The following is a 15,167-nucleotide window of genomic DNA, read 5'->3' on the forward strand; positions in this document are numbered from 1 at the left end:
TTCTATTTCTCCAACGCTTGCATTACTACTTCTCCGTTTTCATCCATTACCAGTACAGGGTTACTGCCGTCACGATTAACTCGAGTAATACACAGTTTCCCATAATTATCAATATATCTGTAAATAAATATATAATTATCTGTTGCAAAGATTTCTATCATACGTTCATCTGCAGATAGCCCCTTCATTGTGTAAACTTCTTTTGATATGCCGGTTTCAGCATCTATCTCATATATTTTCAATTCTCTATATTCCTGATTATTCTCTACATAATCTTCAATATACGATATATATCTTTTTGTCTCTAATAGTAAAGTCATTCCTATTACGACTATTACTTAACGGCCTATCTATAACATCATAGCTGATAACATCACTGTCTAATATATTTTTTATATCATCCACTTTAACTCTGCATATAGGATATAGTTTTATCTCATACTTTATTTCGTCTATATACTCTTCATTTTCATATGTATTTATATATTCGTTTATCTTTCCTGATAACTTGTCTTTATAATTTTTATCTCTATAAGTAAGTTTCTGCTCTCCAAGAAAATAGATGTATCCATCTGAAACCTCTGAAAAATCCCCAATTGATAATTCAATACTTTGGAGTTCATAGTTATCCAAATTTCTATCAATTGTTTCTCCTTTTCTTACCTTTTTATCCATCTCTTTTGCAAACGAATCATAAGGTATAACTTCTTCTTTCCAATAAGAATCCCACATTTCAGGTGGTAAATAGTATTTTGAAAAATGCAAGGTATATTCTTTATATTTTATTTTATTAATATCAAATAAATAATATTTTGGCGCATAAACTTCTGCTTTTAAAAAATCTATGTTAAAAACATAGTTATTAAATATAGTATTATCCCTATCAAACCCATTATATCCTAAATCATTTTTAAAAATTCTTTTCCCGTTAAAGTCATATTTTTCAAACTCAGTACCTCCACTTAATGTATATATATTATTACCTTCAAGGTACATGATGCCCGAGGCATAAATAATGCTTATTATATCTCCATCTGTGTTCAGTTTGTAAATACTGTTACCGCTTTCCTCTCGTAGAAAAATATTTTTATCCTTTACTAAAATACCGGAAATATTCCCTTGCATTTTACAAATCTCTCTTATTTCTGCATTTTCATTTTCCATATACATCAGCCTGTTTTCATAAACAAAATATGTACCATCTACCCCTTGAACAACTTTATTAAGTTCTTTTCCACCTTCACCGGCATCATTATCTGCTATCTTTTCTTTTTGCCAATGCTTATCTGCAGATACATACATAAAATCAAATTTGGGCAGTATAGCATAAATTGAAAGTAATATTAAAAATATTAAGACTGCTAAAACCGGTACTATAACTTGTATCCTTTTCATTTTCACAACTTATCCTTTATATTCTGCAAAGCTTAAATCTATTGATTTTACCGGCTTTGACGACTTTTATTTACAGTAAAACAAAAGCCCAAAGTTACAGATATTGTAGTTTATCTGTATAGTTCACTATTTCACCTACTCTACTATAACCTTGACCTCTTCGTTTTGCTTCACACCGGATATTTTTTACTCCTTCTACTCTCAGTTATTTTATATCAGATGATATAACTGATACTTTCAATACTTCCAGTGTGAATGCACAATTTTTAAGATTACGATATATGTGTAAACTATTTCCCACTCTTTTCTTCACTTTTAGATTCCAGCGGCTTCATAACTACTTCACCATTTTCATCCATTACCAATACAGGGTTGCTGCCGTCATGATTAATCCTTGTAATACATTCCTTTACGCCATATTCACTACCTTCATAAATGAATATATATTTATCTGTCACAAATATTTTACTGGAATAATTTCCATTAAAAAATCTTTTTTTTCTATAAATCTCCTTATATAAACCTGTGTCAACCTCCATAGAATACACATATATATTTCTATCCTCTTTGCTACTGTCAAAATATTCGTCTTCTTTTAATACATATGCATTCTTATTGTTAATAATAAAACCTCCCCATTTTTTATTCAGATCATAACATACTATTTCATAATTAATGTAAGTATCCTCAGAAGTATCTTTTATATCCTCTATATTAATTCTACATAGTACTCTTGCTATGGTTGTATACGTTACTTTTTTTGTTTTTTCACTTTCCCATTCTTCTTTAATAACCGACATTTTTTCTTTATAATTCTTATCTCTATACGTAACTTTCTGTTCTCCATAAAGATAAATATATCCGTCTTGTACTTCTGAAAAAGACCAAGGAAGCAGCTCTACACTTTGCAGTTCATAATCATCCAAATTTTTCTCAGCTGTATCATCAAATATTTTCCCTTCCCTTACTGTTTTATCCACTTCCTTAGCAAAAGAATCATAAGGTATAACGTCTTCTTTCCAATATATATCTCCAGCTTCAGGTTGTAGATAATATTTTGAAAGTTTTAATTTCCTTGTCTTATAATTTATTTTGTTGGCATCAAAAAAATAATACTTAGGTATGCTGACTTCTACATCATCATCTCCATCATAGCCTCTGTAGAAGATATAGTTATCAAACACAGTATTAATTGAGGCAACATCAAATTTTACTTTATTACTAGAAATTCTATTTCCATTAAAATCATATTTTCTTAAACCGTATTTACTGTTTAATGTATATATATTTTCCCCTTCAATATAAGATTTTCCTGAATCAAAAATAAATCTTACTATCTTTCCGCTTGAGTCCACTTTATTGATCCAATCAATATCATCATTTTTATACAAAAAAATGGTATCGCCCTCTACTAAGCCACCTTGAATCATTCCTATATCCTTACATACTTCCTTTATATTCTCATATTTATCATCAATATACATCAACCTATTTTTGTATATAAAATATACACCGTTTTCTCCTTGTGCTACATAGCTAACCCCTTTTCCACCTGTCTTTTCATCCCGGTCCCCAATCTTTTCCTTCTGCCAGTGCTTTTCTGCGGATATATACATAAAATCAAATCTAGGCAATATAGCGCATATTACTACAATAAATACTAATGTCACAGAAATTAATATAAAAATTGTTATTCTTTTTTTTGACAAGATACAACCTCCCACTATGTATTATTATATAACTCCTTCAAACAACTGACTAACATTCACCTTGTGGTCTTCATCTATAATCTTTACTGGCTTGTATTATTACCATTCATGACCCAAGTATTCCCTTTATTATCACTGCATTCCAATTCCATTTCCAGCATATCTGCCAAAGTTACTGTAATAGCTATTTCTTCATAGTATTTAAGTGCTCTATCTTTTCTTTTTTATCCAAATACTCTACAACAACTATTGCTGTAAACACTAAAGCTAATATACTTGTAATTACTAGGATTACCTTAAGTTTATTCTTCTCAATCACATTCATATATTCCCCTTAGTCAAAATATTTCCATAATACTTTAATCGAAATTATTTTAATACTTTTCGAATAAATCTCCTAAATACAATACCCCATATTCATATATGATTTTTTCTTCTCCATCATCTGATTTATATGTTATTCTGCCACTAAATCCCGATCCATCTAATCCAACCACAGAAAGAGCATACAAATAATATTCTCTGTCTTTTGTTAATTTATGCATATATGCTATCAACTCATCCAAGTTCATTATTTCATGAAACTCATCCATTCCCTCTCCCTCTGATACCGTCTTCGGTGGGATAGGAATTCCTGCTCCGTTCTCTCCACTTATTCTTATATGCTTCATATTGTCATTAAAATTATCTATATATTTCTGCATATATTCATTTTTTATAATTTTGTAGTTGTAAAGACTCTGCTTATCCCATGATATATAATCTGTAATATCCCTAGTAACCATGTCAAGTAAACTTGTATCACTCCCATTCATGACCCAGGTATTCCCTTTATTATCACTGCATTCCAAGTCCATTCCCAGTGTATCTGCCAGAATTACTGTAGTAGATATCTCATTATAGTATTTAAGTGCTCTATCTCTTCTTTTTTCATTCAAATACTCTATGCCAACTATCACTATAAACACTAAAGTCAATATACTTGTAATTATTAGGATTATCTTAAGTTTATTTTTCTCAACCACATTCATATATCCTCCTTAGCCAAAACTGCTTTAATACTTTTTGAATAGATCCCCCAAATACAATACCCCATATTCATCTATGATTTTTTCTGCTCCATTTTCTCCACTTATCCTTATATGCTTGGAAATCCTATAAAAAACTTGACTCCTTCATTTTGAAAGGTTCTTATATACTCTTATCTTCATAGGTTTTAGCAATTATTTGTGTCAACTTTCTTATTATTAACCTGCCCATGATATTTCTTCTCCATCAAAATAATCAACTAATCTCTCTTCCTCTATATAAAATTCACCTGTAGTACTTTCATAATCATCTTTTGTTGCATCAATATATCCCTTATCTCCATTCTCCGTTTTAAAATATATTAAGTTTTGCATATCTGTTTCGTATAAATACAAAGCCTCCCCTTTCTGATATGTAGTTATTTCATAAACAGCTGTTTTATCATTATACTTATATGCTTTAAGCTCTTTCACTAATGTATGCTTAGAATCATTTATAATATAATTACCTTCTAAACTAAGCTTCAAATCAGAATTTATTAAATATATGCCTGTTGTATTTTGAAAACCTATAATATATTTTCTATCTTCCACATATAAACCCAAATTTTGATATGCAGATTTTATATATTTACCTCTACTGATGTATAGCCATCCGTATCAATAAATACCTTTACTAAATCTGTCTCGCCATCATTATCAATATCAATTTCGTATTTCTTATCATATTCTATAAAATTTACAGCATATCCTTATTTATTAATTTCATTTGCAATATCTTTTTTATATATACTACAGCTGCCTATTATAAATAAAAGCAATATGCTTATTTTCCACTTTTTATAATTCACCATTTATTACCTCATATTTATAATATCTGATGCTATCTCTTTTAATTCCTCTATACATATTTAATAGTATCTTATTATATTTAATAACATTTATGCCATAGCATTCTCCTATCACATAAATATTTTTTACACGCTCATAATATCACCTTAATTATATCAAATCCTATTCTATTTTTCATTTGTTTTTGTTCTATTTTTATAATATATATTCAAATAAAAGTATCTCTCTATCACAATAATTCTTCACTGGACTTAAATCTGCTATCCATGTATACTTTAGGATATAATATTTGCCGGTACTTCGGCAGATATACACATGAAAGGAGAGAGTGTATGGAGATACCTTATAAGATTTATTTAGAAGAAAATGAGATGCCGAAATATTGGTACAATGTAAGAGCTGATATGAAGAATAAACCGGCTCCGCTTTTAAATCCCGGAACACATAAACCTGTGACGTATGAAGAGCTGTCACATGTATTCTGTGACGAACTTGTTAAACAGGAGCTTGATGATACTACCGCTTATTTTGAGATACCTGAGGCAATCAGATCTTTTTACAGAATGTACAGACCTGCTCCACTTGTAAGAGCATACTGTCTGGAAGAAAAGCTTGGCACACCTGCAAAGATTTATTACAAATTTGAGGGAAATAATACCAGTGGAAGCCATAAGTTAAACTCAGCTATAGCTCAAGCCTACTATGCTAAAGAGCAGGGACTTAAAGGTGTTACTACAGAAACCGGTGCAGGACAATGGGGTACAGCACTTTCTATGGCATGTGCATACTTCGGACTTGACTGTAAGGTATATATGGTTAAGGTATCCTATGAGCAGAAGCCTTTCAGACGTGAGGTTATGAGAACATACGGTGCTACCGTCACACCTTCACCATCCATGGAAACAGAGGTGGGAAGAAGAATCTTAGAAAGGCATCCCGGCACCACAGGAAGTCTTGGATGTGCTATATCTGAGGCTGTAGAAAAGGCCACAACCACTGAAGGATACAGATATGTTCTCGGTAGCGTATTAAACCAGGTTTTATTACATCAATCAATTATCGGTCTTGAGACTAAGGCTGCACTTGATAAATATAATATCAAACCTGATATTATTATAGGATGTGCAGGTGGCGGTTCAAACCTTGGAGGTCTTATATCTCCTTTCATGGGTGAGAAGCTTAAGGGTGAAAGTGATGTAAGAATCATTGCTATAGAGCCTGCATCATGTCCAAGCTTTACAAGAGGTACATTTGCCTATGACTTCTGTGATACTGGTATGATGACTCCGCTTGCAAAGATGTACACATTGGGAAGTGAGTTCATTCCTTCACCAAGTCATGCCGGCGGTCTCAGATATCATGGAATGAGTTCTACTCTCTCTCAGCTTTATCATGACGGTTATATGGAGGCAGCTTCAGTAAACCAGACAGATGTATTTAAGGCTGCAGAGTATTTTGCAAGAACTGAGGGTATACTCCCTGCTCCTGAGAGCTCACATGCTATATATGCGGCTATTGAAGAAGCTAAGAAATGTAAAGAGAGCGGTGAAGAAAAGACTATTGTATTCGGACTTACAGGTACAGGCTATTTTGATATGGTTGCTTATGAGAAATTCCATGACGGAAAGATGGATGACACTGTTCCGACAGATGAGGAACTTAAAAAATATGCAGATATGCTGCCGAAGGTAGAGTAAAGAATAAGAGCTTTATTTCATAGTACGAAATTATGAAATAAAGCTCTATTTTATTTATTCTCTATCAAATAATATATTGCACCGACAAGGCCGGCATCATTCCCAAGTTTTGCAGGAACTATTTCAAGGCCTTCCAAAAATCTTGGCATTACCTTTTCATGTACCTTTTTACTAAGATTTTCTATAAACTCTTTTCTGCCGCTTACTCCACCGCCTATAATAACCTGTTCAGGATTAAAGATATGAACAAGTGAAATGATACCAAGTGAAATATCATCCACCCAATTATCAACCACCTGACTTAACAGACTGTTTTCATGTAAGGCATCAAATATCTTTCTGCCATTGATATTTTCTTCAAAGTCTTTCGGAAAAGCTGTCGGATTTTCCTTTTGCAGTTTTGAGACACTCCTTACAAGTGCTGTTGTAGACGCATATCTTTCGAGGCAGCCTACATTACCACATGAACAACTCTCTCCGCTTCCATATATCACAATATGTCCTATCTCTCCTGCCAGTCCTCTTTTACCAAGCAGGATTTTGTCATCAACTATAATACCTCCACCGACTCCGGTGCCGATGGTTATAGCAACGATATTTTTATATCCTCTTCCTGCTCCTATCCATTTTTCACCGAGGGCTGCACTGTTTGCATCATTTATAACTATAGTTTTGACAGAATATTTCTTTTCAAAGCTTTCCTTTATCTTTGATCCTACCCAGTTTTTTATATGTCCCGCACTTCCGATAACTTCACCTTTTTCAGAATCTATCTGACCTGTAGCGGATACACCTATTCCTGATATTTCACTGAAAGCAAGTCCGCTTGAAGCCACAAAATACTCAGTCTTTTCCAAAACAGTCTTAAGTATTGGCGTTTCATATCCGTCAAATGAAACCGAGAACTCATCCTTGTGAAGTATGTTGCCGTTTTCATCAACAAGTCCGAACTTTGCTGCGGTTCCTCCTATATCAATTCCCAAATACACTTTATTCATCATAGGAATTTCTTTTTAGCATCAGCTATCATCTTAGCCGCTGATTTTGCAATCTCTTTATCAGCATCTGTCAATGCCACCAAAGGTTTTCTTACGCTACCGATATCAAGTCCCTCATTAATTCTAAGAACTTCCTTTATCATAGCATACATATTTCCATATCCTGAAGTAAGAGCCGCTATAATATCATTTACACAGTACTGTATCTCATTTGCGCTTTTCATATCTCCTGAATTTATACACTCATCCATTGCAAGGAAAAGCTCAGGCATTGCTCCATATGTTCCACCGATACCTGCCTTAGCACCTATTACTCTGCCTGAAACAAACTGCTCATCCGGACCGTTAAATACGATATAATCATCACCACCGTCTCTTACGAAGCCTTGAATGTCAAATACAGGCATGGAAGAATTCTTTACACCTATAACATTCTTATTCTCTCTCATCTTTGCATAAAGACCTCTGCTTAAAGCCACTCCGGCAAGCTGTGGAATATTGTATATAATAAAATCTGTATTCGGTGCGGCACTGCTGTAATCATTCCAATACTGTGCAATGGCATACTCGGGAAGCTTAAAATAAATAGGCGGAATTGCCGCAATAGCATCTACTTTAAGACTCTCGGCATGGGCTGCAAGCTCCATACCGTCCTTGGTATTGTTACATGCTATATGGTTAATTATTGTAAGATCACCCTTAACCTTCATTACATTCTCAAGAACAACTTTTCTGTCTTCAACGCTCTGGTAAATACATTCACCTGAAGAACCGTTTACATATACTCCTCTGACCTTTTTATCCACAAAGTACTCTGTAAGAGCTCTTACTCTCTCAGGACTGATCTCCCCATTATCATCATAACATGCATAAAATGCCGGAATGACTCCCTTGTACTTATCTAAATTTCTCATGATTCCTCCTTATTGTCGGGATAATACCAAGAGGGTCAAATATCTTTGACCCCCTATCATATAATTATAAGCTTAGAATATCACTCATTGAATAGTTTTTCAATAAAAATAATCATTTTGAAATTATTTTCTAAACTTTCTATGCTTTATTATTTTTATAAATTCAATCCGATACCTTTACTGCCATTTATTTCCCCACTCGCTCTCTTTAAAACCTACAAAAGCAAAATCGTCTCCCAAAACTATAGGTCTTTTTATCAGCATTCCGTTTTCTGAAAGCAACTTAAGCTTTTCGTCATCACTCATTGCATCCATTTTTTCTTTTATATTAAGCTCTCTGTATAGCATACCGCTTGTATTAAAAAGCTTCTTTATAGGAAGTCCCGAATAATCTAACACCTTCCTTAACTCTTCTACACTTGGAGTCTCCTCCACAATATTCTTTTCCGTGAACTCCACATTTTTATCTCTTAACCACTTTCTTGCCTTCACACATGTGGAACATTTGGGATAATGAAATACTTTCATAAAGCCTCCTTTAAAAACTTAATCTTTAACTGTTATTATAATTCAAATTACAGGTAAAATAACAATCTAAAAATAGTCCAGCTTAAAATAAAGCTAAACTATTTTTAAAATTGCTGATTTTAGGTATACCATATCACTTTAACTTCTTAGTATTAATTGCCGGCAATATAATCGGAATCATACCTGGCTGTGATGTCAATAACGTGACTTGACTTCTAATGAATGGAAACATTATTGCAACTGTATTTGTATTTATTATTGACTCTTCTCTCGAATAATCATCCGACTCATATAAAAACTGTGCTTCTGCTACCAATTCTATATTCATGTCATCCTTTTCAATTGTAGTTGTCAATATAATATTATATTCATGGTCTCCTTTAGAGATAATATTCTTTTGCAGATCCACATTAAGCTCACCATCTTTAATAACCTTGTCCCTTACGAATGAAAATCTGCTAAAATAAAAGTCTTTCATTTGCAAGTTTGATCTCATATCCTTAATATCCATTCATACCTCACTAAGCAGCTAAGCTGATATCTGATTGTACATAACTCTCATCTGTATATACTGTATTCATATTCGCTACTATGCCTGACTCATTTTTATATATCAACTTCTCATCATAGGATACTGCCACATTTCCTTCTTGTGTAATAAAACTTGCTCCGAATAATGATTCAAATGTATCCGGAGTATCAGCCTCTATTAATGAAATATCATATCCAAACTGTTCTTTTGCATACTTTATAAACTTGTCCATCAAACTATCCACACTACTTACCTCCTATTCGAATATTACTAATTATGCCGGTATCTTTTACACAATATATTGTTTCAATTCCAAAAACCATATCCAATGAATTTGCAAACTCAATTGCATGTTCATATAGTGGCTGTGGACGCTGCCTAAAGCTATCTATTACCAATTTACACTGTGTTTCTTTAGCATAAAATGAAATCAATGCAGACCTTAACCTTATCTTTCTCTCAGCATCATCAATCTCAGAAATAATAATTTTCTTCTTCTTAGGCAAGATTAAATTGACAAACTCTTCGAATTTCTCTAAATCTTTTTTCACCCTCAAGTCAAATGTATCATCTTTGTATATATTTTCTATATCAGCTAAAATAACAGCCGGTTTCACACCGCTAAAGCCCTTCTGTTTTAATTCATTGCATTTTCTATCAGCTGCCCACCATGCCTTTGCCTTTATATCATAGAAGTATACACCCTCTCCACACCAACTTGTCTCATCTCCACTTAAAACAAAGCCCTTGGTTTTAATATTTTCTGCAGATATCTTATCTGTCCCATGGCTTAAATTATAATAGCTTTCAGTATATCTCATTATTTCTCCATGTGACCAATATTTTCTAAGTAATATATAGTATATTCTAACATTTTTCTATGTCATTATCTACACAATTAAAAAATTATATCTTTAAGTTCTATTTTGCAGATAAAAGCTCTATTATAGCCCCCCTTACATATTCATTATCACATACGGGTCTTCAACAGTTTGTTACATGCAAACAGCCTCTAAAGCCTTATAAATAAAGGGTTTTCTGTGTCAAATTTCTTTTATTTTATTGTTGTATTTTGTTGTATTATATGATATAATGAAGTATGAAACTTTGGTATGACAAAAAATCGAAGGATCCTACTTATTTTATTCAAAGAGGAATCCGAAACGGAAAAAAGACTACTACTAAAAATGTGGTTCGCATAGGAAAACATTCCGAACTTCTAAAAACTACCGCTGACCCTCTGGCTTACGCTCTTGATGAGGTCAAAAGATATAATGAGGAGTTAAAAAACAATAAATCGGTAGCTTTAGATTTTAAGTTTGACTTTAATGAAAAAATCACCTATCAAGATGATTTAGTATCTAAGTCTAAACTTTTAAACATAGGATATTTTTTCCTTCAGCAAATTTACCATGATCTCAAGATTGGAGCCTTCTTCAAAAATATAATAAAAGATACTAGAATACAGTTTGACCCAAATCTGGTAAATAGATTCCTCACTTATTCTCGTATACTTAATCCTGACTCCAAGCTAGGTACTCATCAGAATCTTGTTAGCTTTTATGAGCAACCCACATTTGGTTACGAACACATTCTTCGTACACTTGACATTATGTATGATCATTATGATGAGTATATTTCTCATCTATATGATGCAAGTACGAAATTAATAAAGAGAGATACCTCGGTATGTTTTTTTGACTGCTCAAACTATTACTTTGAAATAGAATCAAATGACGAAGATTATATTGATCCTGTAACCGGTGAAGTGACTAAAGGTCTACGAAAATATGGTGTGAGTAAAGAACATAGACCAAATCCTATTGTACAAATGGGACTATTTATGGACAAAGACGGTATACCACTATCTATGTGCATTACTTCCGGTTCTGATAATGAGCAAACTACTGCTATTCCTTTAGAACAAAAGCTAATAACTATGTTTAAGGGCAAAAAGTTTATTTATTGTGCTGATGCCGGTCTTGGGTCTTTAAATATCAGAAATTTTAATTCTATGGGTGGCAGAGCTTTTATTGTTACTCAATCCATAAAGATGCTTTCTAATACGTTAAAAGAAGCTATTTTTAGTGATATTGATTATCGCCTATTATCTAATGATAAACCTGCAACTATTCAGCAAATGAAAGATTTTGATAGGTTTGATAAAGTTAATGCAGAACTGTACGATGATAGGATATACAAGATAATCCCTGCTGATAAGGCATTTGACCTTGGACTTTATGAAGAAAAGGCATGTAAGAATGGTACTATTAAGAAAGTTAAGTCAAAGGCCGTAGTTCCACAAAAAATCATTGTCTCATTCTCAAGAAAAATGATGGAATATCAAAGATTTATACGAAATCGCCAGATAGAAAGGGCTAAGAAGCTCCTTACTAAGCTGGACCCCGAAACCTATAAAAAAGGGGCAAATGATATAACTCGTTTTATAAAACGAACCACATCAACATCCTCCGGTGAAAAAGCTGTAGATACCTACGAACTTAACCAAGAAGCCATAAATGAAGAAGAAAAGTATGATGGATTCTATGCAGTGGCAACAAATCTTGAAGATTCAGCTAAGTATATCTTAGAAATTAGCTCAAACAGATACAAGATAGAAGATTGCTTTAGAATAATGAAAACCAATTTTTCAGCCAGACCTGTATTTCATCAAAATAGAGAGCGAATAGTAGCACACTTTATGGTCTGTTACACAGCTCTTTTAATATATAGGATTCTGGAAAAGAAGCTGGATATGTATGGAACGCATTTCACTGTAGAGAATGTTATAGAAACTTTGAATAACATGCAGGTAGCTAATTTAGAAGATGTATGCTATATGTCAACATATGATAATTCACAAGTACTAACGTCATTAAATGCTATCTTTAATCTTGAATTGGACAAGAAATACTATCAGCCAAAAGATTTAAATAAAAAAATAAAAAAGATTTCAACTTGAACTTTCCATACAACATTTTTTAGATACTTAAAAAAGTGGCTAAAGCCTTGTAAATACAGGGTTTCAAGCCACTTTTCTATTCCCAAACTGTTGAAGATGGGATAGTATATTCTAACATTTTTCTATGTCATTATCTACACAATTAAAAAATTATATCTTTAAGTTCTATTTTGCAGATAAAAGCTCTATTATAGCCCCCCTTACATATTCATTATCACATACACTGTAGATTTCACCGATTACCTTACCTGAGTTTGTAGAATCGTACTTTCGTACCGCCTCCATTACTTTTGTCTTTAAATCATATTCTATTTGTGCATTGTTAAGAATATTAAATATCCTACCCTGTATACTCTTATATGAGTAACTGTTCGTTGCGGCAATTTCCACCTCTAAAACAGATACTGTGGAAATTTCGGGCAGTCTAATAATTAAAGCATTTTTTATTTCATCAAATTCAGTACTTATTGGATCTATTTTCTTTTTATCAAGTAAAATATTAAACTCGCTTTCACTTCCTGCACCGTAGAAATACAAATTATATTTTCTTTTTTCTCTTGTTGCATTTTTATTTCCGGAAACCGGGTGAATCTTAAATATCTGCTTATCATCCTCATCAATCAGCTCATACTTTGTATAAGCCCAATCGGACTCTACATAGGTCTTATACTCCTTTTCGTCCTCTGCAAGTATAAACCCTCCCGACTTACCTGTAAAAATATTCAAATCAAGCTCTGTCGGGCTTTTAATATCATTTGTACTTATATTTACATCAAGAGGCAAGATACTTCCCTCTCTTGCAAATACGGCGATATCTTCCAGATTTCTGTATATTTCCAGCTCACGACTTCCACTGTATCTAACTCCGCTAAATATATCAAACCACTCACCATCAGGAAGCCATATCTTAGTCTTTGCCAATCCGCTCTCTGTATCAATTTTTCCTGTCACAGGACATACTATCAGATTCTCTCCGAAATAATACTCATTTTTATAATTATAAACCTTATCATTTGCAGGTTCATAGTAATAAAGCAGCAATATTAAAGGAAGCTTATCCACATGAGCTCTCCTATTCATAGTATAAAGATATGGTATCAATCTGTGGCGAAGTCTCAAATATCTTTTAACTATTCTTTCCGCAATCTGATTGTACTTCCAAGGTTCTTTTCCCGAAAATTCATTGCAGGTACTGTGCAATCTCATTATAGGTGAGAATACACCAAACTGTACCCATCTTACAAACATCTCATCGTCTCGTACTCCATTCATATGTCCGCCGATATCATGGCTCCACCATGCATAGCCGATATTTGATGCGGTAGCTGTAAAATAAGGCTGAAAATCAAGACTTTCCCATGTGATAATGGTATCTCCCGAAAAACCTATAGGATATTTATGGCTTCCCACTCCTGCATATCGTGAAAGTATAAGGCCTCTTCCACGGTCTTCTCTCTCTGAATCCTTATAATGAAAGTGGTTTAAGAGCCATAGAGGATCAAGTCCCTTATGTCCTGAATTTTCCCCCTGCTGCCAGTCTATCCACCAGTAATCGACTCCCTGTTTTTCAAGCGGATGATGAACATGTTTAAAGTATCCTTCTCTGAATTTATTATCGGCAATATCAAAAATTACAGGTTCTTCCTTTTTAATATCTACACCCATAAATTCTCCAATATCCTTATAGCAATCTTCATATGCCCTTATACCGTCTGCCGGATGTACATTCAGTAAGACCTTATATCCTCTTGTATGCAATTCACTTAAAAAATCTCCCGGACTTGGGAAAAGCTCCTTATTCCATGTATAACCTGTCCAGCCTGTACCGAATCTTCCTTCCACATCTGTAATATGCCAGTCCATATCGATAACCGCCACACTGAACGGAATATCTTCGCTGTCAAATCTGTCCATCAAATCAAGATATGACTTTTGAGTGTATTTATAATATCTGCTCCACCAGTTACCAAGAGTGAATCTTGGAAGTAGCGGAAGTTCTCCGCTGAGGGTGTAAAAGTCTTTAAGCGCTGTCAAATAGTCAAGTCCGTAACCAAAGAAATACAGATCGAGCGCTTCCTCATCTTCTCTCAGCTTAAATCCGTCCTTTGTTATAAGCATGGAACTGCTGTCATCCACCACAGACCACATCTGCCTTGATATGATTCCCTCACCAAGTTTTGTCTCACCGTCAATATTATCAAGTGTTCTTGTAGTGCCTTTTAGGCTCTCATTCTTATCTCCGTAATGCCATACACTTGAAGTTGTTCCGTAGTTTCCGCTTACATTTATCCTTAAGCCTTCACCTGAGAATTCTTTTTTATCATATATTACTCTTAGATAATCTGTAACTATAACCAGTTTGTCTTCACCGTCTAAAACATCAAACTTTACTTTCGGGAACCTTCTGTTTGTAACAGCCGCCGTCTCTTCATCTACAAATACATTTTTTTTACTGTATTCAAATCTTATAAGCCTGTCCGTAAGTATACTTATACGATAATTATTTCCTTTAATTATTGAAGCCTCTGCCGCCTTTGTATTAACCATTTTAT

General features: G+C 33.5%; 14 protein-coding genes and 1 pseudogene. 2 read left to right on the forward strand and 13 right to left on the reverse strand.

What is annotated here, in order from left to right; genetic code table 11:
* Positions 1-2: 2 nt before the first annotated feature.
* The 6 genes and pseudogenes from EHV10_RS03560 to EHV10_RS14890 form a co-directional block, all read right to left on the reverse strand.
* Positions 3-320, reverse strand: a complete 318-nt coding sequence (locus tag EHV10_RS03560; RefSeq protein ID WP_128673431.1) for a hypothetical protein — start codon at positions 318-320, stop codon at positions 3-5.
* Entirely contained in the window at positions 277-1,401 is a 1,125-nt protein-coding gene (locus tag EHV10_RS03565) for a hypothetical protein (protein ID WP_128673432.1), read from the reverse strand. The genes EHV10_RS03560 and EHV10_RS03565 overlap by 44 nt, the downstream gene beginning before the upstream one ends.
* A gap of 284 nt (positions 1,402-1,685) precedes the next feature.
* Positions 1,686-3,104 carry a hypothetical protein gene (locus EHV10_RS03570; protein WP_167456719.1) on the reverse strand — a complete coding sequence of 473 codons (1,419 nt, stop codon included), beginning with the start codon at positions 3,102-3,104 and terminating at the stop codon, positions 1,686-1,688.
* Between the two features lie 89 nt (positions 3,105-3,193).
* Positions 3,194-3,429, reverse strand: a pseudogene (locus EHV10_RS15360) (hypothetical protein); the annotation flags it as partial.
* A 49-nt stretch (positions 3,430-3,478) separates the two neighbouring features.
* Positions 3,479-4,135 carry a hypothetical protein gene (locus EHV10_RS03580; protein ID WP_128673433.1) on the reverse strand — a complete coding sequence of 219 codons (657 nt, stop codon included), beginning with the start codon at positions 4,133-4,135 and terminating at the stop codon, positions 3,479-3,481.
* A 216-nt stretch (positions 4,136-4,351) separates the two neighbouring features.
* Positions 4,352-4,726 carry a hypothetical protein gene (locus EHV10_RS14890; RefSeq protein ID WP_243116060.1) on the reverse strand — a complete coding sequence of 125 codons (375 nt, stop codon included), beginning with the start codon at positions 4,724-4,726 and terminating at the stop codon, positions 4,352-4,354.
* Positions 4,727-5,316: 590 nt separating this feature from the next.
* On the opposite strand from EHV10_RS14890, the gene EHV10_RS03590 reads away from it, so the two are divergent.
* Positions 5,317-6,681 carry a TrpB-like pyridoxal phosphate-dependent enzyme gene (locus EHV10_RS03590; RefSeq protein WP_128673434.1) on the forward strand — a complete coding sequence of 455 codons (1,365 nt, stop codon included), beginning with the start codon at positions 5,317-5,319 and terminating at the stop codon, positions 6,679-6,681.
* A 50-nt stretch (positions 6,682-6,731) separates the two neighbouring features.
* Here the strand turns inward: EHV10_RS03590 and EHV10_RS03595 are convergent, their stop codons facing one another.
* The 6 genes from EHV10_RS03595 to EHV10_RS03620 all read right to left on the reverse strand — a co-directional run bounded on the left by EHV10_RS03595 (position 6,732) and on the right by EHV10_RS03620 (position 10,474).
* Entirely contained in the window at positions 6,732-7,682 is a 951-nt protein-coding gene (locus EHV10_RS03595; RefSeq protein ID WP_128673435.1) for an ROK family protein, read from the reverse strand.
* Entirely contained in the window at positions 7,679-8,593 is a 915-nt protein-coding gene (locus EHV10_RS03600; protein ID WP_128673436.1) for a dihydrodipicolinate synthase family protein, read from the reverse strand. Before EHV10_RS03600 ends, EHV10_RS03595 begins: the two co-directional genes overlap by 4 nt.
* Positions 8,594-8,770: 177 nt before the next feature.
* Complete coding sequence (locus EHV10_RS03605) at positions 8,771-9,121, reverse strand: arsenate reductase family protein (protein ID WP_128673437.1); 351 nt, start codon at positions 9,119-9,121, stop codon at positions 8,771-8,773.
* Between the two features lie 133 nt (positions 9,122-9,254).
* On the reverse strand, positions 9,255-9,632 hold the full coding sequence (locus tag EHV10_RS03610; RefSeq protein ID WP_128673438.1) for a protein-export chaperone SecB: 378 nt from the start codon (positions 9,630-9,632) through the stop codon (positions 9,255-9,257).
* Positions 9,633-9,642: 10 nt separating this feature from the next.
* Positions 9,643-9,897, reverse strand: a complete 255-nt coding sequence (locus EHV10_RS03615; RefSeq protein WP_243116061.1) for a hypothetical protein — start codon at positions 9,895-9,897, stop codon at positions 9,643-9,645.
* Between the two features lies 1 nt (position 9,898).
* Complete coding sequence (locus EHV10_RS03620; protein WP_128673439.1) at positions 9,899-10,474, reverse strand: hypothetical protein; 576 nt, start codon at positions 10,472-10,474, stop codon at positions 9,899-9,901.
* A gap of 278 nt (positions 10,475-10,752) precedes the next feature.
* Here EHV10_RS03620 and EHV10_RS03625 point away from each other — a divergent pair, with 278 nt between their 5' ends.
* Positions 10,753-12,615: an IS1634 family transposase gene (locus EHV10_RS03625; protein WP_128673213.1), complete on the forward strand. Its 1,863-nt coding sequence runs from the start codon at positions 10,753-10,755 to the stop codon at positions 12,613-12,615.
* 165 nt (positions 12,616-12,780) lie between these two features.
* Here the strand turns inward: EHV10_RS03625 and EHV10_RS03630 are convergent, their stop codons facing one another.
* Positions 12,781-15,162 carry a glycoside hydrolase family 31 protein gene (locus tag EHV10_RS03630; RefSeq protein ID WP_128673440.1) on the reverse strand — a complete coding sequence of 794 codons (2,382 nt, stop codon included), beginning with the start codon at positions 15,160-15,162 and terminating at the stop codon, positions 12,781-12,783.
* Positions 15,163-15,167 lie beyond the last annotated feature (5 nt).

The organism is Lachnoanaerobaculum gingivalis (assembly GCF_003862475.1).
Classification (GTDB): domain Bacteria; phylum Bacillota; class Clostridia; order Lachnospirales; family Lachnospiraceae; genus Lachnoanaerobaculum; species Lachnoanaerobaculum gingivalis.

Coding starts and splice junctions, on each gene's coding strand:
- EHV10_RS03560 (WP_128673431.1), bottom strand. CDS start 320: ATGACTTTACTATTAGAGACAAAAAGATATATATCGTATATTGAAGAT.
- EHV10_RS03580 (WP_128673433.1), bottom strand. CDS start 4,135: ATGAATGTGGTTGAGAAAAATAAACTTAAGATAATCCTAATAATTACA.
- EHV10_RS03590 (WP_128673434.1), top strand. CDS start 5,317: ATGGAGATACCTTATAAGATTTATTTAGAAGAAAATGAGATGCCGAAA.
- EHV10_RS03595 (WP_128673435.1), bottom strand. CDS start 7,682: ATGATGAATAAAGTGTATTTGGGAATTGATATAGGAGGAACCGCAGCA.
- EHV10_RS03600 (WP_128673436.1), bottom strand. CDS start 8,593: ATGAGAAATTTAGATAAGTACAAGGGAGTCATTCCGGCATTTTATGCA.
- EHV10_RS03605 (WP_128673437.1), bottom strand. CDS start 9,121: ATGAAAGTATTTCATTATCCCAAATGTTCCACATGTGTGAAGGCAAGA.
- EHV10_RS03610 (WP_128673438.1), bottom strand. CDS start 9,632: ATGGATATTAAGGATATGAGATCAAACTTGCAAATGAAAGACTTTTAT.
- EHV10_RS03620 (WP_128673439.1), bottom strand. CDS start 10,474: ATGAGATATACTGAAAGCTATTATAATTTAAGCCATGGGACAGATAAG.
- EHV10_RS03625 (WP_128673213.1), top strand. CDS start 10,753: ATGAAACTTTGGTATGACAAAAAATCGAAGGATCCTACTTATTTTATT.
- EHV10_RS03630 (WP_128673440.1), bottom strand. CDS start 15,162: ATGGTTAATACAAAGGCGGCAGAGGCTTCAATAATTAAAGGAAATAAT.